Genomic DNA, 21479 nt, shown 5'->3' on the forward strand with positions numbered 1-21479 from the left:
GCCGGTACCTCGGGCCCAGGCAGGCTGTCCGCGTCGTCGAGGCCGGAGTCGCGCAGCCGGGCGATGCCGGGGTCGGCCTTGCTCCGGGTGATCGGCTCCTCGTACCTGTACGCCTTGAAGCGCTCCGTCTCGACCCGCTGGGCGCGGCCCTCGTCGGCTCGGTAGCACCGCACCGGGACTTCGACCGCGCGACGCTCTCGCTTCCCCGCCCGCAGCCTCACCCGCCGGCGCCGCCCCGGGAAGACCCACCGGTCATCGCATGACGAGCTCTAGGACGAGACCCGGACAGTACCTTGCAGGATCTTGTGATCGCTGAGTTTCCCCGTCCTGTAGCGCTGAGACCCGGTGTAGATGGGGTTTCCGTTGAGGAGATCCCACCCGTAGTCACTGAAGAACAGGTAATCGATCTTTCGGCGATTTCCCTTTCCGTCCTGGTGCGTCCAGCCCTTCCTGTCCGTGTCGGCCTCGAAGTTGTGGTTGTACAGGGGCTTGAGCTCCGAGGCATTGGGCTTCGCGTTGAAGTCGCCACCCGCGATGGTGCGGTAGCCCTTCTTCTGCCACACCCTGAGCTGATCATGAAGGCTCCGCGCACTCGCGGCCCGCTGACCCGCTTCCTTCCCCGCGGGGAGGTGTGCCGCACATGCGACGATCTTGTTCCGGTCGTCCTTGATGCACGCCGCCCCCTGCGTTCCCTTCGGGCGGTTGCCCGTACTGGGGAAGGTCATCGGCAAGCGCTTGGGGTTACCGTTGCTGAATTTCTTCATCGCGATGGTGATGCCCGCGTCCTTGCGCTTCTCCGGATCCGCGGCACAGGTGAAGTGGGCGCCGGTGTTGATGTTCTTCCCCTTCATCGTCACCACGGTCCAACTCCCGCGGCCGAGTGCGTTCAGGCGGTTCTTCAGGTAGCCGCCGTAGTAAGCCCCGCAGCTCTCATTGAGCATGACCACGCTGACTCGGGAGTCGTTCTTCGCCCAGCTGACGACTTCGCCGATCTTCGCTGCGCGGTCTCCGAAGGAGAAGTTGCGGCACGCGGTCCAGGATGCGCCGCAGATGTTCCACGTGAGTGCTCGAACGTCCTTGGGTATGCTGCGCTCCGCACGGTCGGACTGTCCGGATGCGTTCGCCGGGCCCAGGCCGACTGCCGCCAGGCATACGCTGACCACTGTCACACTTCCGACTCTGGCCATTCCACGGAAATTTGCCATGATTCCCCCTCGTTGTCTTCCCTTGTAAGGGGCGCGACTGATGGTTCATCCCATGCCTCGTCGCCGACAACGCCCCCGTTGCGCACGATAAAACGTACGATGCAAGGACTGTAGGGAACAGCACCAGACTTCCGCAGGCGTGATCTGGCCAAGTTTTCACGGTAACCACATTCTGCGATCTTGACGGTTCGTGGGGCAAGCAGGTGATGACGGTCGTGCGTCGTCGGTAGCTCGCCGAGGACGCCTCCCCCATCCGCACCAGTCACCCATCCCACTGGGCGGCCGGCTTACGCAATCTCCCGATAGCGGACAGAGCGCCTCGAAGCCATCGGTGTTGAAGCCGTGCATCACGTCCCGGGCCCGGTCCTCACTGGTGAACGTCACCTCAGCGATCTTCACCACTTTCATGCCCTGCGCGGACAGCAGCACCATCTGAGCCCGCCACCAGGTCACCACCGGCCCCGCGCCCCGACGGACGATCCGCAGCGGCCGCTTCCCTTCAACGCCGTCGGTCCCCGCACGCGTTTCGCCATCCAGGACGTGTCCCGCTTCGTCAGTGGTGACCGGTGTCGATGACGCAGAAGCGGTTGCCCCCGGGATCGGTGAGCACAGCCTCCGCCGTGGCCTTCGATGAGGATGCCGCAACGGCCGGTGATGACGGGTTGACCGGCCCCGAAGGACAGCCGGGACCGTATGCCCTTGCCGGTCAGGGCAGGCACGGATATCCAGGCGGCAGGCCGAGAGCACAAACTCGTGGACCCCGCCCGCCTGAACGAACCCGTGCCCCGGGAACCGCCTGACGGCGGTTCCCGGGGCACGGGTTCACAGCGGGTGGAGCGTTACGTCGTCGACCGGCGCCTGCGCGCCCCCGGGCGCCGTTCGCTCGGCCGGGTCACCGGGTCGCCGGCCTCCAGCGCGGCCAGCCGGCGGCGGGTGCCGAAGTCGGCCAGGGCCTCCGCCAGCTTGTGCACCGACGGCTCCGGCGCCATGACGTCGACCCGCAGCCCGTGCTCCTCGGCCGTCTTCGCCGTCGCCGGGCCGATACAGGCGATGACCGTCACGTTGTGCGGCTTGCCCGCGATACCGACCAGGTTCCGTACCGTCGACGACGAGGTGAAGAGCACCGCGTCGAAGCCGCCGCCCTTGATCGCCTCACGGGTCTCCGCGGGCGGCGGCGAGGCGCGCACCGTGCGGTAGGCGGTGACGTCGTCGACCTCCCAGCCCAGGTCGATGAGACCGGCCACCAGTGTCTCGGTGGCGATGTCGGCGCGCGGCAGGAAGACCCTGTCGATCGGGTCGAAGACCGGGTCGTAGGGCGGCCAGTCGTCCAGGAGCCCCGCGGCCGACTGCTCGCCGCTCGGCACCAGGTCCGGCTTCACGCCGAAGGCGATCAGCGCCTTGGCGGTCTGGTCGCCCACCGCGGCGACCTTGATCCCGGCGAACGCGCGGGCGTCGAGGCCGTACTCCTCGAACTTCTCCCGCACCGCCTTGACCGCGTTGACCGAGGTGAAGGCGATCCACTCGTAGCGGCCCGTCACCAGGCCCTTGACCGCGCGTTCCATCTGCTGCGGGGTGCGCGGCGGTTCCACGGCGATGGTCGGCACCTCGTGCGGCACCGCGCCGTAGGAGCGCAGCTGGTCGGAGAGCGACGCCGCCTGCTCCTTCGTCCGCGGCACGAGCACCTTCCAGCCGAACATCGGCTTGGACTCGAACCACGACAGCCGGTCGCGCTGGGCGGGTGCGGAACGCTCACCGACCACGGCTATGACCGGTCGGCCGCCCTCGGGCGAGGGCAGCACCTTGGCCTGCTTCAGCGTCTGCGCGATCGTGCCGAGCGTCGCCGTCCAGGTGCGCTGCCGGGTCGTCGTGCCCGCGACGGTCACCGTAAGCGGGGTGTCGGGCTTGCGACCGGCGGACACCAGTTCGCCCGCCGCCGCGCCCACCGAGTCGAGCGTCGCGGAGACGACCACCGTGCCGTCCGACGCCCCGACCTCGGTCCAGCACCGGTCGGACGCGGTGCGCGCGTCCACGAACCGTACGTCCGCGCCGTGCGCGTCCCGCAGCGGCACACCGGCGTACGCGGGTACGCCGACCGCGGCCGCGACGCCGGGGACGACCTCGAAGGGCACCCCGGCCGTCACGCACGCCAGCATCTCCTCGGCGGCGTACGCGTCGAGGCCGGGATCACCGGACACCGCACGGACGACCCGCCTGCCGCCCCGTGCGGCCTCCATGACAAGATGTGCCGCATCCCGCACCGCGGGTGCGCCTACGGTTGTTGACGCGCCGTCAACAACCGTGAGCTGAGGCGTGCCTGTGCCCGGAGCGGACAGCGCGGAGGAACCCGCCGAGTCCGTTTCCGTGGGCACCTCGGCGACGCCCTGCCTGGCATGCCGGCGTACGACGTCGAGCACCTCGTGCTCGGCGACGAGAACGTCCGCGTTCGCCAGCGCCTCCACGGCGCGCAGAGTCAGCAGTCCCGGATCCCCGGGTCCGGCACCGAGGAAGGTGACGTGCCCGTGTTCCGGAGGAGGTGGAAGGGTGGTGGGGCTCACTGTGCTCGCTCCCCCATCAGACCGGCCGCGCCCTGCGCGAGCATCTCGGTGGCGAGTTTGCGACCGAGCGCCATCGCCGCCTCATGCGTCTCGGGGACGGGACCGGTGGTGGACAACTGCACCAACGTGGTGCCGTCGGTCGTGCCGACGACGCCCCGCAGGCGCATTTCCTTGACATTCGACCCGTCCGTCTGGGGGTCCCCCCGGTCTCGAGCGAAGTCGAGAACTGGGGGAAGATCGGCCAGCGCCCCCACAGGGGCGGTGCAGCCGGCCTCCAGGGCGGCGAGCAGAGACCGCTCGGCCGTCACGGCGGCCCGTGTGAACGGGTCGTCGAGCTCGGCGAGCGCGGCGGCCAGCTCCGTGTTGCGCACGGAACACTCGACCGCCAGGGCCCCCTGGCCGGGGGCGGGCAAAACCGTGTCGACCGACAGGAAGTCGGTCACCTCGTCGCTGCGTCCGACCCGGTTCAGGCCGGCGGCGGCCAGCACGACGGCGTCCAGCTCACCGCCGGTGACGTACCCGATCCGGGTGTCGACGTTCCCGCGGATCGGCACCGTCTCGAAATCCAGGCCGTGACTGACCGCGTACGCGTTCAGCTGGGCCATGCGACGTGCCGAGCCGGTGCCGATGCGGGCGCCGCGCGGGAGGTCGGTGAGCTTGAGCGCGTCCCGCGCGATCATCACGTCCCGCGGGTCCTCGCGCACCGGTACGGCGGCCAGGACCAGCTCGTCGTGCGGCGCGGTCGGCAGGTCCTTCAGCGAGTGCACCGCGAAGTCCACCTCGCCGCGCACCAGGGCCTCACGCAGCGCGGCCACGAAGACGCCGGTCCCGCCGATCTGCGCGAGGTGCTCGCGCGAGGTGTCGCCGTACGTGGTGATCGGGACGAGCTCGACAGGCCGTCCGGTCACCTGGCTCACGGCATCCGCCACCTGCCCGGACTGGGCCATGGCGAGCTTGCTTCGCCTGGTCCCGAGCCTCAGTGCCTTTCCAGTCATGCCGGCCCTCGGTTCTCTGCGATGTTCGCGTTCGTCGCGTTCGTCGCGTTCTTCTCGGTGCTTTCCTCGGCTCGGGAGACGGAGGCCACCGTCTCGGGGTCGAGGTCGAACAGGGTGCGCAACGCGTCCGCGTACCCGGCGCCGCCGGGTTCGGCCGCGAGCTGCTTGACCCGCACGGTCGGTGCGTGCAGCAGCTTGTCGACCACCCGCCGTACGGTCTGGGTGATCTCCGCGCGATGCTTGTTGTCCAGGCCGGGCAGCCGGCCCTCGAGGCGGGCGATCTCACCGGCCACCACATCCGCGGCCATGGTGCGCAGGGCGACCACGGTCGGCGTGATGTGCGCGGCCCGCTGTGCCGCTCCGAACGCCGTCACCTCGTCGGAGACGATACGCCGGACCTCGTCCACATCGGCAGCCATCGGAGCGTCCGCGGACGCATCCGCGAGCGTCTCGATGTCGACCAGCCGCACCCCGGCGAGGCGGTGCGCGGCGGCGTCGATGTCGCGGGGCATCGCGAGGTCGAGCAGGTAGAGCACGGGTTCCGGGCGGGGCGGCTCGGCCACCGGCTCCGGACGGCGCCGCTCGGGGATCCGGCCGACGCTCGCCGCGGTCGCGGCCAGCGCGCCGATCAGCTCGGGGTCCGTCTGGTCCGCGTCGACGCCGCGCCGGACACTCTGGCGGCGGTCGACGGTGCCGCCCGCGGCCCACGTCGCGTGCTGCTCCAGCGTCGCCGCGTCCATGCCGGCCACGGCCGCCTCGCCCATCACGGAGAAGCCGGGCTGCACGGAGGCCAGGTCCAGCGGGCAGTCCTCGTCGGCACCGGTGCTCACGGGAGGCAGGGGCGCCGTCCGCGCCTCCGGCACCTCGCCGCGCACGGTTTCCGGCTGCGCCCCGACCCTGCCCTCGACACCGGCGGCGATCGCTTCGGCGGTGAGGACGAGTCCGGTCGCGCCCGTACAGGAAACGACGACGTCGGCACGTGTCAGCTCGAACGGTACCGATGCCATCGGTACCGCGCGGGCCAGCACGTCCGTGTCGTCGCCCTCCGTCAGGATCTCGGCGAGGCGCTCGGCACGGTCGGCGGTGCGGTTGGCGATCACTATCTCGGAGACACCGGCCCGCGCGAGCGTGGCCGCGGCCAGTGACGACATCGAACCGGCGCCTATGACCAGGGCCTTCTTGCCCTGCGCCCAGGTCGCGACGGGTGTGCCGAGGGCCAGCTGCTCCAGGCCGAAGGTGACCAGGGACTGCCCGGCGCGGTCGATACCGGTCTCCGAGTGGGCACGCTTGCCGACCCGGAGCGACTGCTGGAACAGGTCGTTCATCAGCCGGCCGGCGGTGTGCAGTCCCTGCGCACGCGCCAGCGAGTCCTTGATCTGGCCGAGGATCTGCCCCTCGCCCACCACCATCGAGTCCAGTCCGCAGGCCACCGAGAACATGTGGTGGACGGCCCGGTCCTCGTAGTGCACGTAGAGATGGGGAGTGAGCTCGTCCAGGCCGACCCCGCTGTGCTGGGCCAGCAGCGTGGACAGCTCGGCGACACCGGCGTGGAACTTGTCCACGTCGGCGTACAGCTCGATGCGGTTGCAGGTGGCGAGCACCGCGGCCTCGGTGGCCGGCTCGGCGGCGACCGTGTCCTGCAGCAGCTTGGTCTGCGCGTCCAGGCTCAGCGAGGCCCGGTCCAGCACGCTGACCGGCGCGCTGCGGTGGCTCAGTCCGACGACGAGAAGACTCATGTCGGCATCACGGCGGGTACGTCCCCGTCGGGTCCCTGGTCGGCGACGGACTCCTGGCCGGCGGCAGCGCCCCGGCGCGCGGCAGCGGTCTCCTGGCGGGAGGCGGCGGCCGGGACGACGGTCCCGGCGGCGGCCAGCTCGCCGGCCTTGCGCTGCTCGTGGAAGGCGAGGATCTGCAGCTCGATGGAGAGATCCACCTTGCGCACGTCGACACCGTCCGGGACGGACAGCACGGTCGGCGCGAAGTTCAGGATGGAGGTGACCCCCGCGGCGACGAGACGCTCGCAGACCTGCTGGGCGGCACCGGCGGGCGTCGCGATGACGCCGATCGACACGCCCTCGTCCTGGATGATCTTCTCGAGTTCGTCGGTGTGCTGCACCGGGATCCCCGCGACGGGCTTTCCGGCCATCGTGGGATCGGCGTCTATGAGCGCGGCGACCCTGAATCCACGGGAGGCGAACCCGCCGTAGTTGGCGAGCGCGGCACCGAGGTTACCGATCCCGACGATCACAACCGGCCAGTCCTGGGTCAGGCCGAGTTCACGGGAGATCTGGTACACGAGATACTCGACGTCGTAGCCGACACCCCGAGTCCCGTAGGAGCCCAGGTAGGAGAAGTCCTTGCGCAGCTTCGCGGAGTTGACGCCCGCAGCAGCCGCCAGCTCCTCCGAGGAGACCGTGGGCACCGAGCGCTCGGAGAGCGCGGTGAGGGCGCGGAGGTACAGCGGAAGCCTGGCGACGGTGGCCTCGGGAATCCCTCGGCTACGGGTCGCCGGTCGGTGAGTTCGGCCAGTTGCCACGGTGCTCCTGCGGGTAGAGCGGGGCTTCAGGCGGTCATACGTCCCCGGACCGCCCCGTCGAATGCAGGCTATGTCTTTGTGAACGCGTGCACAAAGATTGTGTCCGTTTTGCCCACCCAAAGTGACCGGGGTCACGCGCCCCCGGCGCACGCATACGGAACGGGCGCGCGAGCACCATCGCTCCCTTTGTTCTGGGGGCAAAACCGCACACTCTCCTCTGTGTATCCCGCCCCCGAGACCTAGCCGCCATCGATCCTAAGCGACTTTCCGTCGCTTTGTACTGGCTGGTCAGTCACACTCTCAGTCGGCCAGGGCCTTGCGGAGGCGGATCTCGTCGACGCGCCAGAACGTGTGCTGACGGCCGTCGACGAGAACGACGGGAATCTGCTCCCAGTACTGCTCGTGCAGTTCCGGGTCCTGGGTGATGTCCTTCTCCTCCCATGCGGCCCCGAGGTCACCGCACACCTTCTCCACCACGGCCCGGGCGTCGTCACACAGATGACAGCCGGGTTTGCCCACGAGGGTGACGAGACGATCCTGCGGAGCCTTGCGGCGGAAGAGCGGACTCATGCCAGCCATTCTCACCCCGCGGCGAGGCAGGGGAACCCCTCTGCGGCCACTGGTTCCCGGTGAGCCGGGAGGGGTGCTTTAACGACACGGACGTGCAGAGTTCACGGTGTCCAAACCTCTCGACTCCGGAACCGGCGGGTGGACTGGCTATGCTCACGCCATGGCCGCTCTCGGATGGCTCACCCCCCGTAGGCGCTCCGCCACGGCGCGGAGCGTGTTGGCTGGCGAGGCCTCGGCGGAGGCCGCACGCAAGTCCACCCAGGAAGTTTCCGCCCGCGAACCGGATTTCCCGGTTCACGGCGACGAGCGGGCTGCCGCGTTCTTCGACCTGGACAACACCGTGATGCAGGGCGCGGCCCTGTTCCACTTCGGCAAGGGCCTGTACAAGCGGAAGTTCTTCGAGACCCGCGACCTCGCCCGGTTCGCGTGGCAGCAGGCGTGGTTCCGGCTGGCCGGCGTCGAGGACCCCGAGCACATGCAGGACGCGCGCGACTCCGCGCTCTCCATCGTCAAGGGGCACCGGGTCTCCGAGCTGAAGTCCATCGGCGAGGAGATCTACGACGAGTACATGGCCGAGCGGATCTGGCCGGGCACGCGGGCGCTGGCGCAGGCGCACCTGGACGCGGGCCAGCGGGTGTGGCTGGTCACGGCGGCGCCGGTGGAGATCGCCCAGGTGATCGCGCGCCGGCTGGGCCTGACCGGAGCGCTCGGGACGGTGGCCGAGTCCCTCGGTGGCGTGTACACCGGCAAACTGGTGGGTGAGCCGCTGCACGGCCCGGCGAAGGCCGAGGCCGTCCGTGCGCTGGCGACCGCGGAGAACCTGGACCTGGGCCGCTGCGCGGCGTACAGCGACTCCCACAACGACATCCCGATGCTCTCGCTGGTCGGGCACCCGTACGCGATCAACCCGGACTCCAAGCTGCGCAAGCACGCCCGCGCCATGGACTGGCGCCTGCGGGACTACCGCACGGGGCGCAAGGCCGCGAAGGTCGGCATCCCCGCGGCGGCGGGCGTGGGCGCGGTGGCCGGCGGCACGGCGGCCGCCATCGCGATGCACCGGCGCCGACGCTGACTCCCGCGCCGGACCCGGCGCACGGCACGGTCCGGACACCGGCGCCGCCGGCCTCGGCCGTATCCCCCGCTCCGGCCGCCCCGGCCGGTCAACTCCGCGGCGACGGACACCCGTACGGCCGCCGGTCCGATCACCCGGGAACAGAAGTGGCGCCTCTCCCGTAAACCCGGCCAATCCAACTGCCGTACCCCGCAACCCCGCTGTCCAGTCCTCTTGGCTGCACACGGCCACAACACATCCCGTACCGAACCGGAATGCGAAGCATTTCGGTCAACATTCGGTCACCATCGGGTGCTTGACTTATCGTCAATAGGTCACGGAAACGACGTAATCGGTGATTTCAGCAACTCGGCGTAGCAGCGCCTGCACGAAGCGTTATTCTCCTCAGACGCAAACCGGCACCCTTCCGTCGCTACGACGGGTGAATGGTTCCGCACTGCACGTGATGGAAGCTCTGCCTCTGGGAGTCCCGTGTACCCACACGTCGGGGTTGACGACCCGGGCCTGACCGCACTGCGCACAGCAGTCACGGCGGCCCGGGAGTTGCTGCGCGGCCTCGCCCCCGCCGCATACGCCGTCCCCGCATACGCCGTCCCCATCCACGCCACCGCACCCGCACCCGCACCCGCCGGTCCCTGCCCCACCACCGCCGACGCTCCCGTCGGTCCTTGTTACGCCCTCGCCGAGGACAGCACCGCGGTGGGCAGACGCGGGCGTCCGTCCCGCGCCGCCACCGCCCGCCGTCCCGCCGCGGACAGTGACAGCGCCAGGATGATGGAGCTCGTGGAGCGCGCCCAGGCGGGCGAGGCCGAAGCCTTCGGACGGCTCTACGATCAGTACAGCGACACCGTGTACCGCTACATCTACTACCGGGTGGGCAACAAGGCGACCGCCGAGGACCTCACCAGCGAGACCTTCCTGCGGGCACTGCGCCGCATCGGCACCTTCACCTGGCAGGGGCGCGACTTCGGCGCCTGGCTCGTCACCATCGCCCGCAATCTCGTGGCCGACCACTTCAAGTCCAGCCGCTTCCGCCTCGAGGTCACCACCGGGGAGATGCTCGACGCCAACGAGGTCGCACGGTCCCCCGAGGACTCCGTCCTCGAATACCTGTCCAATGCCGCCCTCCTCGATGCCGTACGACGTCTCAACCCCCAACAGCGCGAATGCGTCACGCTCCGATTCCTCCAGGGTCTCTCCGTCGCGGAGACCGCCCGCGTGATGGGCAAGAACGAGGGGGCGATCAAGACCCTCCAGTACCGGGCCGTCCGCACCCTCGCCAGACTTCTCCCCGAGGACACGCGTTGAGCGGCCCACCGAGCGGAACGGGCCCGCTGCCGACGCGTCACCATCAGTGACGGCCGGCCCGCTTTGAATGACGCTGCGTTGACTTCCCGAACCGGCCCACCGGCGCGCGTAACCCAAGGACCGGGCCACTCGTTGTGCGGGATGCAGGCTCCCTGTGGTCAATCCCCGACCGACTTCGATCACCCGATCGTGTGGACATGGTCAGGGGGTGGAACCCTCAGGACCCCCTGGGGAGTCGACCGTCATGATGAGAGGAGGTGCCGCCAGTGATCGCGAACGTATCGGCGCACCGGCGGGCGAACGCCTTCGCCCAGGCCCTGGAGGAGCAGTCCGACCGGGGCACGGCGGCCGAGCAGTCCGAAGGATCGGCCCCGGCCGCCGCGGAGACCGAACAGGCGCGGCTGCTCACGCTGGCCGCCGGTCTCGGCGAGTTGCCCAAGCCGGAGCTGGATCCCGAGGTCAAGGTCGTCCAGCGGGCCCGACTGGTGGCCGCGTTCGAGGCCATGCTCCAAGAAGGCACCGCCGCGGGCGAGGCAGCGGATTCGTCCGTACCCGATCAGCGTTCACGCCGCGCCCGGGGCGCACACCGGGCAACCCCGCTGGGGAAGCTGAGACCGCGCTCGCGCCTGGCCAAGGGCCTCACCGCGGGCGGACTCGGCGTCACCGTCGCCGCGGGCGCCTTCGGCGGAGTCGCCGCCGCCAGCTCCGACGCCCTGCCCGGCGACTCGCTCTACGGCCTCAAGCGCGGCATAGAGGACGTCAAGCTCGGCCTGGCCGACGGCAACGACGAGCGGGGCCGCGTCTTCCTCGACCACGCCTCCACCCGCCTCGGCGAGGCCCGCAGGCTGATGGAGCGCGGCCGCAGCGGCCCTCTCGACCACGAATCCCTCGGCGAGATCCGCCGCGCCCTGTCCGGCATGCGGCACGACGCGTCCGAAGGCCACCGGCTGCTGCGTGAGGCGTACCGGAACGACCCGGACTCCCTGCGCCCCATGCAGGCCCTCTCCTCCTTCTCCGACACGCACCGGCAGACCTGGGGCTCCCTCCGCGACCGGCTGCCCCCGCAACTCGGTGACGTCAGCGAGCAGGTCTCGTCGGTGTTCGACGCCATAGACGAGGATGTCGCCCCGCTGCAGTCCCTGCTCCCCGAGCCCCCGTCCCGGGAGGGCGGCGGCGACGGCAGGGGACGGCGCGGTGGCCCCGGGCCCACCCCGAGCGACCCGTCCGGTACGGACCGCTCCCAGGCGCCCAGCACCGGCACCGACGGTGCCGCGGACGAGGACGGCGCCGACAGCAGCGCCCCCAGCGGGTCCGCCGACTCCGGCGACCGGAGCGAGGGTCTGCTCGGTGGCAACACCGGTGGGCTGCTCGACCCGCCGGCGGAGAGCGGCGACACCAGCGCCTCCCCGCCGGCCGGCGGCGGTGGCGCGACCGCGCCGGCCCAGCCCGACGTCACCCTCCCGCCTCTCCTCCCCGGTCTGCTCCCGGGACTGGGCATCGACAGCGAGGACGCGGAGTGAGGACGTCGGCCGGGAAGCCGTAGAGCCGGAGAACCGGAGAACTGGAATACGTGGTGTGGGGGGGGGGCCCCCGGCCCGGGGGGGCCCCCCCCCCCCCCGCACGGGGTGGTGAGTATAACCGCCCGCGGCGGGCCCCCCCCGGGGGGGGGGGGGGGGGGGTGGGTTGGGCGGGACCCCGCACCCGCGGATCACCGCTTTACTGGATGGGGGGGGGGGGGGGGCCCCCGGGGCGGCGGGGCCCCCCCCCACACCACGTACAGGGCTTCTAGAAGAACACCGACCGTCGCTGCACCAGCAGCTTGTAGAGGGTGTGCTGGATCTGTTCCCGGACCTGGTCGGTCAGGTTGAACATCAGCATCGGGTCCTCGGCCGCCTCCGGCGGGTAGCTCTCCGTGTGGATCGGCTCGCCGAACTGGATGGTCCACTTCGTCGGCAGCGGGATCGCGCCGAGCGGGCCGAGCCACGGGAAGGTCGGCGTCAGCGGGAAGTACGGGAACCCGAGCAGCCGCGCGACGGTCCTGGCGTTGCCGATCATCGGGTAGATCTCCTCGGCCCCGACGATCGAGCACGGGATGATCGGCGTCCGCGCGCGCAGCGCCGTGGACACGAAGCCGCCGCGGCCGAAGCGCTGCAGCTTGTAGCGGTCGGCGAAGGGCTTCCCGAGGCCCTTGAAGCCCTCCGGCATCACCCCCACCAGCTCCCCCTGCTCCAGCAGCCGTGCCGCGTCCTCGGCGCAGGCCAGGGTGTGACCGAGCTTGCGGGCGAGTTCGTTGACCACCGGCAGCATGAACACCAGGTCCGCCGCGAGCAGTCGCAGATGCCGGTCGGCGGGGTGGTTGTCGTGGACGGCGACCTGCATCATCAGACCGTCCAGCGGCAGCGTCCCGGAGTGGTTGGCGACGATCAGGGCGCCGCCCTCGGAGGGGATGTTCTCGATGCCCTTCACCTCGACCCGGAAGTACTTCTCGTACACCGGGCGCAGCAGGGACATCAGGACCTGGTCGGTGAGTTCTCCGTCGTAGCCGAAGTCGTCCACCGCGTAGTCCCCGGTGAGCCGGCGGCGCAGGAAGGCGAGCCCGCTCGCGACCCGCTGCTCCAGGCCGTCGGCTTCTTCCCCGGAACCGGATTCCGCGCCGGGGACGGCGCCGGATGCGGCGGCACCGCCCTCGTGCTCTGTACGGGGCTCACGGGATTCACGGGATTCACGGGATTCACGGGGCACCGGAGCATCGTCCCCGACGGACGCCCGCCCCGGCAGGGGCTGGACGTCGCCCATCGCGGCAGTCCCCGCGCCGTGTCGCCGGCTTCCCGCGCCACGGCGGCGCGCCGGGCGCTGCGCGGCGCCCCCGGCGCCTCCTGCTCCCCCACGGGAGCGGTCGTCGTCGAACGGAATGACCTTGGCGTCCGCCATCGTTGCTGCGCTCCTCAGTTGGCGCTCTGCTTCGGGGGGTGACCGCTGCCCGTGCCCGGCAGTGGCAGCGCGGCGATCCGGTCGACGGCCCCCGCGAGGGCCTCCGGCGGAAGCAGCCCGGGGCCGCGGCTGCGCACGAAGTCCGCGAACGTTTCTGCAGTCGTGTACTTCGCCGTGAAGCCCAGCGTCTCGCGCATCTGGTCCGTCGCCACCGCCCGGCCGTGTGTGAGCAGCCGGACCTGCTCGGGTGAGAAGTCCGACATCCCCAGCGTACGCACCAGCGAGCCCGCCCAGGTGACCGCCGGGAGGAGCAGGGGCACGGTCGGCCGGCCGAGCCGCCTCGAGCACTGGGACAACAGCAGGACGCCGTCCCCGGCGATGTTGAAGGTGCCGCTGTTGAGTGTGCCGCGCCGGGGTTCGTACGAGGCGAGGCGCAGGACGTCGATCACATCGTCCTCGTGCACGAACTGCAGCCGCGGGTCGTAGCCGAACACGGTCGGCAGGACCGGCAGCGAGAAGTACGCGGCGAGCGGGCTGTCCGCGGCGGGGCCCAGGATGTTGGCGAACCTGAGCACGCACACGGCGACGTCCGGGCGGCGGCGCGCGAAGCCGCGCACATAGCCCTCGACCTCGACGGCGTCCTTCGCGAAGCCGCCGCTGGGCAGGGACTTGGGCGGGGTCGTCTCGGTGAAGACCGCCGGGTCGCGGGGCGCGGAGCCGTAGACGTTCGTACTGGACTTCACGACCAGCCGCTTGACGGTCGGGGACTTCTGGCAGGCACCGAGCAGTTGCATGGTGCCGATGACGTTGGTCTCCTTGAGTGCCGTCCGGCTGCTGCCGCTGCCGAGCGGCGTGCCCGTGACGTCGAGGTGCACGACGGTGTCGGCGCCGGCCTCGGCGAGCACGCGCGCGACGGTGGGCTGCTGGATGTCGGTCTGGACGAAGTCGGCGCCGCCCAAGTGGTGCGCGGGCCGGACCGCGTCCACGGCGACGACCCGGTCCACGTCCGGATCACGCTGGATCCTCCGGACGAAACGGCCCCCCAGCGGACGGGCCACTCCGGTCACCAGCACGACTTTCCCCACGACAGCGCCTTCCTCTTGCCTTCGCCACGAGTCCGACCCATGTGATGACAGTGGCCCCCCACCGATGCGGTGGGGGGCCACTGGACACGCTTCCGCGTCGTCGCTTACTTCTTGTTGCGACGCTGAACGCGCGTGCGCTTGAGCAGCTTGCGGTGCTTCTTCTTGGCCATCCGCTTGCGCCGCTTCTTGATAACAGAGCCCACGACTACCCTCGCTCACTTCTCATCACTCGGTGTTTGGGCGCCATGGGCCCACACGACCTACGAGGGGCTAGCCTACCCGCCCGAGCGCTGAGGTTGTAATCGAGGCGACCGGGGAGGCCCGTGAGTGTCCTTGTCGGATCTCCCCGGCTCACCGTCAGGCCGTTTCCACCCCCACATAGCTCTCGCGGAGGTACTCGTGAACCGCTTGCTCCGGGACGCGGAAGGACCGCCCCACCCGGATCGCGGGCAGATGACCACTGTGCACCAGGCGGTACACGGTCATCTTCGACACTCGCATCACCGAGGCGACTTCCGCCACGGTAAGGAACTGAACCTCGTTCAGAGGCCTCTCGCCAGCTGCAGCCATGACACACCTGAACCTTCCGCACTCGACGGGCACCGGCTTCCCCTTCCGGTGACTCTTCGTCGTTGCGTGCTCACTCCCCAATGTAGGGGCGGGTGATGCGAGTGGGGAAGAGGTGCACCCATCGGCGGCCTACTGTGACAGACACGCTCGATTGAGTACGTAGCGGGTCAGCGGCAGGTAGTAAGCGGACCGCGCACCGTCCTCAAGTGGAACGACCACCGAGAGGCACCCCTCGGCCTCCCCCACGAACGGGGCGGGGTCGTTCACATCGGCCAGCGCGATGGCCTCGAACCCCAGCTGACCTGCCCCGCAGGCCCAGCCGTGATCTCCGATCACCAGCCCGGGAAGCGGTCCGCCGGCCTCGGCGGCCGCGGCGAGCGCGGTCCGAACCGGGAGCGGGGAGTGCGTGTGTGCGCCGGGTTCACCACCGGGGCGTTCGGAACGTGCGCCCCGGACCAGCGCGACCCCTCGTACGTAGTCGAGGTTGTGCGTGCGTAGACCGAACCGGGTCGTTATGTCGACACAGCGACCCTGCGCAGGGGTGAGGACCTCACATCCCGCCGCCGACAGAGCGTCTGCCAGGGCTGCGTAGAAGCCGAGCAGCCTGTGCGGGTGACCGGTGCCGAGCAGCACGGGCGCACCGCTTTGGGCCGCGGCCGCGACCCGTTCCGCATAGGCGTCCAGGGCGGCCAGGGTCCGCTCCGGGTCGATCACATCATGCCCGGAAACGTGATGAGGATCGGCCGAAACACCACACCTGGCCGCCATCAGTTCGATCAATTCCCGCTGCCCCCACGTCCCTTCGGGGTCGAGGCCGATCAGTGCGCGCGGGTCCCGGGCGGCGAAGAGCCGGTAGCTCCGCAGGCTCTCCTCCCTCGTGGTGGCCACGGTCCCGGACAGCCGGGCGGCCAGCAGATGCGCACGAAGACCGGCGACGCCCGGACCGCCGGGCGGACCGCCGGGCGGGCCGCCGGGCAAGTCGGCGGACGGGTCGCCGGGAGGGCCGGCCGGCGGATCAGCGGATAGGCCGGGCGGAGGCTCGGCGGATAGGCCGGGGGGAGGCTCGGCGGATAGGCCGGGGGGAGGCTCGGCGGGCAGGCCAGGGGGCGGGCCGGCGGGCGGGCCGGGGGGAAGGTCGGTCGTGGTCGGCACGGCAGCGATGGTGCGCGATCCGGTCCCGGGCCACCCCCGGAACCCGGGAAACACCGCACGGTCGGCGTAACCACGCGGGAGCGACAACGCAGGGCCGCACCCCCGCCCGGTAGGCCTAGGGCAGCAGCCCCCGCAGCGGGAACACCGCGCGCCGGGTCGCCAGGACCGCCTGGTCCAACCGGTCCGCCGGGTCGTAACCGGCCTCCCAGGAGGCCCAGGACACGGGCCACCGGCCGTCGGTCATCCGCATCGGCCCCAGCTGCCGGGTCCGGGCGTACACCTCCTGCCGCCAGCTCTCGGGGATCATCGTCCCCGGATCCACCGGCTTCCCGGCCGCGATCCCCACCAGATGCGTCCAGGACCGCGGGACGACCTCCACCACCGCGTAACCGCCGCCGCCCAGCGCCACCCACCGGCCGTCGGCGTACTCGTGCGCCAGCTCGTGGCACGCCACCTGCACCGCGCGCTGCGCGTCCAGCGACACCGCCAGATGTGCCAGCGGATCCTCGAAGTGCGTGTCGGCCCCGTGCTGCGTCACCAGCACCTGCGGCCGGAAGTCCGCGAGCAGCTCCGGCACCACGGCGTGGAACGCCCGAAGCCATCCCTCGTCCCCGGTCCCGGCCGGCAGGGCGACATTGACGGCACTGCCCTGCGCGCTGTCCGCCCCGGTCTCCTCCGGCCACCCGGTCTGCGGGAACAGGGTCCGGGGATGCTCGTGCAGCGACACCGTGAGGACCCTCGGGTCCTCCCAGAACGCCGCCTGTACCCCGTCCCCGTGATGCACGTCGACGTCGATGTACGCGACGCGTTCGGCGCCCAGCTCCAGCAACCGGGCGATGGCCAGCGCCGCGTCGTTGTACACGCAGAACCCCGAGGCCGCCCCCGGCATCGCGTGGTGCAGCCCGCCCGCGAAGTTCACGGCGTGCAGCGCCTCTCCGCGCCACACGGCCTCCGCCGCGCCCACGGACTGCCCCGCGATCAGCGCCGACGCCTCGTGCATCCCGGTGAAGGCGGGATCGTCCATCGTCCCCAGCCCGTACGACTGGTCCGCGGCCGCCGGATCCGCCGACGCCGCCCGGACCGCGCCGATGTAGTCCTCGCGGTGCACCAGCTGCAGCGTCGACTCACCGGCCGTCTTCGCCGCGACCACCGTGACCTCTCGGTCCAGCTCCAGGGCGCTCACCAGACTCCGGGTCAGCGCGAGCCGGACCGGGTCCATCGGATGGTCCCGGCCGAAGTCATAGCCCGTTACTGCCTCGTCCCACATCAGCTGTGCGCGGCCGCTCATGCCCGCCACCGTATCGGTCCGGTTCAGGAGTGAACGACCGGGCGTACACGAGTGTCACCAGGACCAACACCATCGGCACAAGCATCGCCCCGCGATAGCTCCAGACATCCCCGAGCACTCCGACCAGCGGGGAGCCGATCAGGAACCCCACGTAGTTGAAGACGTTGAGCCGTGCGACGGCCGCGTCGGACGCCCCCGGGAACAACCGCCCCGCCGCCACGAAGGTCTGCGGCACCAGCACACAGAGCCCCAGTCCCAGCAGCGTGAACCCCAGCATCCCCACCCACTCCCCCGGCGCCCCGGCGACCACGGCGAACCCCGCCGCCGCCACCAGCGCTCCGGCCCGCACCACCGCCACGGCACCGAAGCGCCGCACCCCGAAGTCCCCGATCGTCCGCCCCAGCAGCGTGGTGACCATGTAGACGTTGTACGGAACGGTCGCCATCTGTTCCGAACTCCCCAGCACGTCCTGGAGGTACTTCGCGCTCCAGTTCGAGACCGTCGAGTCCCCGATGTACGCCACCGTCATCACCAGACACAACGGCAGCAGCAGCTTGAAGGCCACGGACCCGGTCCCGGTCCCGGTCCCGTCCACACGCTCGGCGGCCGGCCCGGAGACATGCTCCTGACCCCGCTCCTCGCCCCGGCCCTCCTGCTGCTCCTGGTCCACGTACCACCGGCTCCCGACCAGCGCCGCCGGCATCAGCACCAGCACGACCGGCAGGTACGACACCCACAGCGCCAGCTGCCAGTGCGCCCCCACCCACGCGAGCGACGCCCCGGCGATTCCGCCCAGGCTGTAGGCGGCGTGGAAACTCAGCATGATGCTGCGTCCGTATGCCCGTTGGAGACTCACCCCGAGCATGTTCATCGAGGCGTCCAGCGCCCCCACGGCCAGCCCGAACACAGCCAGCGCCACGGCCAGCCCGGCCATGTGCTCCCCCGCTCCGACCCCGAGCAGCGCCAGCAGCACGACCGGCTGCGACCACCGCAGCACCCGGCTCGGCGGCACCGCCTTCACCAGCCGCTCCGTGGCCACGCTCCCGATACCGGCGAGCACCGGCACCGCGGCGAGGAAGGCGGGCAGCAGCGCGTCGGAGACCCCGTACCGGTTCTGGATGGCCGGGATCCGCGTCACGAGCAGAGCGAAGGCGACTCCCTGCACCAGGAAGGCGAACGCCAGCGAGGCCCTGCCGCGCCGCAGCACATCAGTCATGGCGGCGAGCGTAGGGCCCCGGCGTACCGGTGGGTAGATCCGGCCAAAGGTGAATTGTGCTCAGTTTCAACGGAGTTCGGGAGTGGCGACGACGCCGGGAGCGGTGACGACGCCGGAAGAGGTTGCGGGAGCCGCTGCGGGAGCGGGGACCACGGCCCCCGGTGTCTTCGCCTCGGCGGCCACCATGGCCAGCATGGGACCGGCCCCCAGCGCCCCACCGACCAGGAACGCCCCGCCCATCGTGACGATCATGATGACGGTGCCGAGCCAGACCATGGTGTCCACCGGCAGGGAGTACGCCCCGACGACCCGCACCACACACTCCCCGAGCAGCGCCGCGCCCCACACCACGGAGAACCTCCGCTCGGCCCGCCGGAACGCCTCCGCCCCGGACTCCAGCCGCGTCCATGCCGCTTCCCGCGCGGCCTGCCCCCTGGTCACCCACGGCTTCATGCCCGTGGTCATCATCGGCTTGCCCAGCATCACGGACACCAGCACCCCGATACCGATGACACTGCCCACCGCGCTCTCCTTGACGAGCATCAGCCGGGCGTCACCCGAGACGAAGCCGAGCAGCAGCGAGACCACGTTCACGAAGAGGATGAGCGCGGCGAAGGCGTTGAGCGTCCGCTCCGCCACCGCCGCCCACCCGGTCCGTACGGCCGGTATGACGCTGCTCCACGCGAGCGAGGCGAACGCGCTCATCCCGAACCCGTTCCTCAGGAGGTAGTACGCCCCGATCGGCGCCGCCACGTCGAGGACGATCGGCAGAAAGGTCCGTCGCCTGCTGCTGGGAGTAACCGAGTTCGTCGTCATGCACCCAGCTTCGTGGCCGGCCCCGGCCCGGCAGTAGAAACGAACGTCCGCTGCTCCGCATGACAATTGTCAGCCGCGGACGCGGGTCACTCCGCCCACAGGCCCGGCAACTCCCGCAGCTCCGCGAAGAGTCGGGTGACCCCCACCAGCTTCTCCGCGGGTGTCATCGAGGTGAACCCGTACACGTCCATCCCGGCCGCGACCGCCGCCTGTACGCCCAGCGGGCTGTCCTCGACCACGACACACCGCGCCGGAGCGACACCCATCCGTTCCGCCGCGTACAGGAACAGGTCCGGAGCCGGCTTGCCCCGCCCCACATCCTGGGAGCTGAAGATCCGCTCGTCGTCGAACCACCGGTCGAGCCCGGTCGTACGGTGCCCCACCCTGATCCGCTCGTGGCTCCCGGACGAGGCCACGCAGTACGGCACCCCCTCGGCCGCCAGCGCCTCCAGCACATCGGCAGCACCGGCCACCGGCTTCAGCTCCCGCTCGAACGCGGCGAAGACGCGGGCATGGAACACGTCGTCGAAGTCGTCCGGCAACCGCTGCCCGGTCCGCTCCTCCACCAGGTCGTGCACCCGATGCATGGCGGACCCCATGTAGTCCCGGATGGAGTCCTCGTACGACGTCGGATGCCCGAGCTCGGTGAGGTGGCCGGCCAGTAGCCGGTTGGAAATGGGCTCGCTGTCGACGAGGACACCGTCATTGTCAAAAATAACCAGGTCATAGCGCATGACCCCGACCCTAAACGCGGAAAGCCCCGTGCCGAATGGCACGGGGCTTTCCCCTTCTAAGAATTGTTCGGCGGCGTCCTACTCTCCCACAGGGTCCCCCCTGCAGTACCATCGGCGCTGTAAGGCTTAGCTTCCGGGTTCGGAATGTAACCGGGCGTTTCCCTTACGCTATGACCACCGAAACACTATGAAACACTTCAACCGCACCACGCCGTGACCGGGCATGGGGTCGTTCGTGGTTTCAGAACCAACACAGTGGACGCGAGCAACTGAGGACAAGCCCTCGGCCTATTAGTACCGGTCAACTCCACACGTTACCGTGCTTCCATATCCGGCCTATCAACCCAGTCGTCTACTGGGAGCCTTACCCTCTCATGGAGGTGGGAGTCCTCATCTCGAAGCAGGCTTCCCGCTTAGATGCTTTCAGCGGTTATCCCTCCCGAACGTAGCCAACCAGCCATGCCCTTGGCAGGACAACTGGCACACCAGAGGTTCGTCCGTCCCGGTCCTCTCGTACTAGGGACAGCCCTTCTCAAGACTCCTACGCGCACAGCGGATAGGGACCGAACTGTCTCACGACGTTCTAAACCCAGCTCGCGTACCGCTTTAATGGGCGAACAGCCCAACCCTTGGGACCGACTCCAGCCCCAGGATGCGACGAGCCGACATCGAGGTGCCAAACCATCCCGTCGATATGGACTCTTGGGGAAGATCAGCCTGTTATCCCCGGGGTACCTTTTATCCGTTGAGCGACGGCGCTTCCACAAGCCACCGCCGGATCACTAGTCCCGACTTTCGTCCCTGCTCGACCCGTCGGTCTCACAGTCAAGCTCCCTTGTGCACTTACACTCAACACCTGATTACCAACCAGGCTGAGGGAACCTTTGGGCGCCTCCGTTACTCTTTAGGAGGCAACCGCCCCAGTTAAACTACCCATCAGACACTGTCCCTGATCCGGATCACGGACCCAGGTTAGACATCCAGCACGACCAGACTGGTATTTCAACGACGACTCCCCCTGAACTGGCGTCCAGGGTTCACGGTCTCCCAGCTATCCTACACAAGCCGAACCGAACACCAATATCAAACTGTAGTAAAGGTCCCGGGGTCTTTCCGTCCTGCTGCGCGAAACGAGCATCTTTACTCGTAGTGCAATTTCACCGGGCCTATGGTTGAGACAGTCGAGAAGTCGTTACGCCATTCGTGCAGGTCGGAACTTACCCGACAAGGAATTTCGCTACCTTAGGATGGTTATAGTTACCACCGCCGTTTACTGGCGCTTAAGTTCTCAGCCTCGCCACCCCGAAGAGTGACTAACCGGTCCCCTTAACGTTCCAGCACCGGGCAGGCGTCAGTCCGTATACATCGCCTTACGGCTTCGCACGGACCTGTGTTTTTAGTAAACAGTCGCTTCTCGCTGGTCTCTGCGGCCACACCCAGCTCAGG

Annotated in this window: 18 protein-coding genes, 2 rRNA genes and 1 pseudogene (1 of these 21 cut by a window edge); 3 read left to right on the top strand and 18 right to left on the bottom strand. The window is 69.8% G+C overall.

Annotated features, from left to right (window positions below):
* Positions 1-269: 269 nt before the first annotated feature.
* The 7 genes and pseudogenes from ACIF80_RS04830 to ACIF80_RS04860 form a co-directional block, all read right to left on the bottom strand.
* Positions 270-1169, bottom strand: a complete 900-nt coding sequence (locus tag ACIF80_RS04830) for an endonuclease/exonuclease/phosphatase family protein (protein WP_399799296.1) — start codon at positions 1167-1169, stop codon at positions 270-272.
* A gap of 342 nt (positions 1170-1511) precedes the next feature.
* Positions 1512-1742 (bottom strand): annotated as a pseudogene (locus ACIF80_RS04835) (helix-turn-helix domain-containing protein); the annotation flags it as partial.
* A gap of 302 nt (positions 1743-2044) precedes the next feature.
* A complete protein-coding gene (locus ACIF80_RS04840; RefSeq protein WP_399799298.1) occupies positions 2045-3760 on the bottom strand; it encodes a uroporphyrinogen-III synthase in 1716 nt (571 codons plus the stop codon).
* A complete protein-coding gene (gene hemC, locus ACIF80_RS04845) occupies positions 3757-4755 on the bottom strand; it encodes a hydroxymethylbilane synthase (protein WP_399799301.1) in 999 nt (332 codons plus the stop codon). Before hemC ends, ACIF80_RS04840 begins: the two co-directional genes overlap by 4 nt.
* The gene (locus ACIF80_RS04850) at positions 4752-6491 is read right to left on the bottom strand and encodes a glutamyl-tRNA reductase (RefSeq protein ID WP_399799304.1); all 1740 of its coding nucleotides are present in this window, start codon (positions 6489-6491) and stop codon (positions 4752-4754) included. Before ACIF80_RS04850 ends, hemC begins: the two co-directional genes overlap by 4 nt.
* Entirely contained in the window at positions 6488-7291 is an 804-nt protein-coding gene (locus tag ACIF80_RS04855) for a redox-sensing transcriptional repressor Rex (RefSeq protein ID WP_399799307.1), read from the bottom strand. The genes ACIF80_RS04850 and ACIF80_RS04855 overlap by 4 nt, the downstream gene beginning before the upstream one ends.
* Positions 7292-7591: 300 nt before the next feature.
* Positions 7592-7870, bottom strand: a complete 279-nt coding sequence (locus tag ACIF80_RS04860) for a glutaredoxin family protein (protein ID WP_399799309.1) — start codon at positions 7868-7870, stop codon at positions 7592-7594.
* A gap of 151 nt (positions 7871-8021) precedes the next feature.
* On the opposite strand from ACIF80_RS04860, the gene ACIF80_RS04865 reads away from it, so the two are divergent.
* The 3 genes from ACIF80_RS04865 to ACIF80_RS04875 all read left to right on the top strand — a co-directional run bounded on the left by ACIF80_RS04865 (position 8022) and on the right by ACIF80_RS04875 (position 11761).
* A complete protein-coding gene (locus ACIF80_RS04865) occupies positions 8022-8933 on the top strand; it encodes an HAD family hydrolase (protein WP_399799312.1) in 912 nt (303 codons plus the stop codon).
* Between the two features lie 471 nt (positions 8934-9404).
* A complete protein-coding gene (locus ACIF80_RS04870) occupies positions 9405-10241 on the top strand; it encodes an ECF subfamily RNA polymerase sigma factor, BldN family (RefSeq protein ID WP_399799314.1) in 837 nt (278 codons plus the stop codon).
* A gap of 266 nt (positions 10242-10507) precedes the next feature.
* Positions 10508-11761 carry a DUF5667 domain-containing protein gene (locus ACIF80_RS04875; protein WP_399799316.1) on the top strand — a complete coding sequence of 418 codons (1254 nt, stop codon included), beginning with the start codon at positions 10508-10510 and terminating at the stop codon, positions 11759-11761.
* A gap of 265 nt (positions 11762-12026) precedes the next feature.
* Here the strand turns inward: ACIF80_RS04875 and ACIF80_RS04880 are convergent, their stop codons facing one another.
* The 11 genes from ACIF80_RS04880 to ACIF80_RS04930 form a co-directional block, all read right to left on the bottom strand.
* Positions 12027-13172 carry a lysophospholipid acyltransferase family protein gene (locus tag ACIF80_RS04880; protein WP_399799317.1) on the bottom strand — a complete coding sequence of 382 codons (1146 nt, stop codon included), beginning with the start codon at positions 13170-13172 and terminating at the stop codon, positions 12027-12029.
* A 14-nt stretch (positions 13173-13186) separates the two neighbouring features.
* Positions 13187-14257, bottom strand: coding sequence for an NAD-dependent epimerase/dehydratase family protein (locus ACIF80_RS04885; RefSeq protein ID WP_399799319.1), 1071 nt, complete (start codon positions 14255-14257; stop codon positions 13187-13189).
* 104 nt (positions 14258-14361) lie between these two features.
* Positions 14362-14460 (bottom strand): 30S ribosomal protein bS22, encoded by a 99-nt coding sequence (locus ACIF80_RS04890; RefSeq protein WP_003948845.1) that lies wholly within the window; start codon positions 14458-14460, stop codon positions 14362-14364.
* A gap of 154 nt (positions 14461-14614) precedes the next feature.
* Positions 14615-14827: a helix-turn-helix domain-containing protein gene (locus ACIF80_RS04895; RefSeq protein WP_004984898.1), complete on the bottom strand. Its 213-nt coding sequence runs from the start codon at positions 14825-14827 to the stop codon at positions 14615-14617.
* A 129-nt stretch (positions 14828-14956) separates the two neighbouring features.
* Positions 14957-15742: a phosphatase gene (locus ACIF80_RS04900; protein WP_399799480.1), complete on the bottom strand. Its 786-nt coding sequence runs from the start codon at positions 15740-15742 to the stop codon at positions 14957-14959.
* A 352-nt stretch (positions 15743-16094) separates the two neighbouring features.
* The gene (locus ACIF80_RS04905; protein WP_399799321.1) at positions 16095-17267 is read right to left on the bottom strand and encodes an acetoin utilization protein AcuC; all 1173 of its coding nucleotides are present in this window, start codon (positions 17265-17267) and stop codon (positions 16095-16097) included.
* Complete coding sequence (locus ACIF80_RS04910) at positions 17218-18483, bottom strand: MFS transporter (RefSeq protein ID WP_399799324.1); 1266 nt, start codon at positions 18481-18483, stop codon at positions 17218-17220. The genes ACIF80_RS04905 and ACIF80_RS04910 overlap by 50 nt, the downstream gene beginning before the upstream one ends.
* 66 nt (positions 18484-18549) lie before the next feature.
* Complete coding sequence (locus ACIF80_RS04915; RefSeq protein WP_399799327.1) at positions 18550-19299, bottom strand: VC0807 family protein; 750 nt, start codon at positions 19297-19299, stop codon at positions 18550-18552.
* 86 nt (positions 19300-19385) lie between these two features.
* Positions 19386-20033 carry an HAD family hydrolase gene (locus ACIF80_RS04920; protein WP_399799329.1) on the bottom strand — a complete coding sequence of 216 codons (648 nt, stop codon included), beginning with the start codon at positions 20031-20033 and terminating at the stop codon, positions 19386-19388.
* Between the two features lie 65 nt (positions 20034-20098).
* Positions 20099-20215, bottom strand: a 5S ribosomal RNA gene (gene rrf / locus ACIF80_RS04925).
* Between the two features lie 89 nt (positions 20216-20304).
* Positions 20305-21479 (bottom strand): 23S ribosomal RNA (locus tag ACIF80_RS04930); it runs 1721 nt beyond the window's last position.

The sequence above is a fragment of the Streptomyces sp. NPDC085927 genome (assembly GCF_044540975.1).
In the GTDB taxonomy this organism is placed as follows: Bacteria; Actinomycetota; Actinomycetes; order Streptomycetales; family Streptomycetaceae; genus Streptomyces; species Streptomyces hirsutus.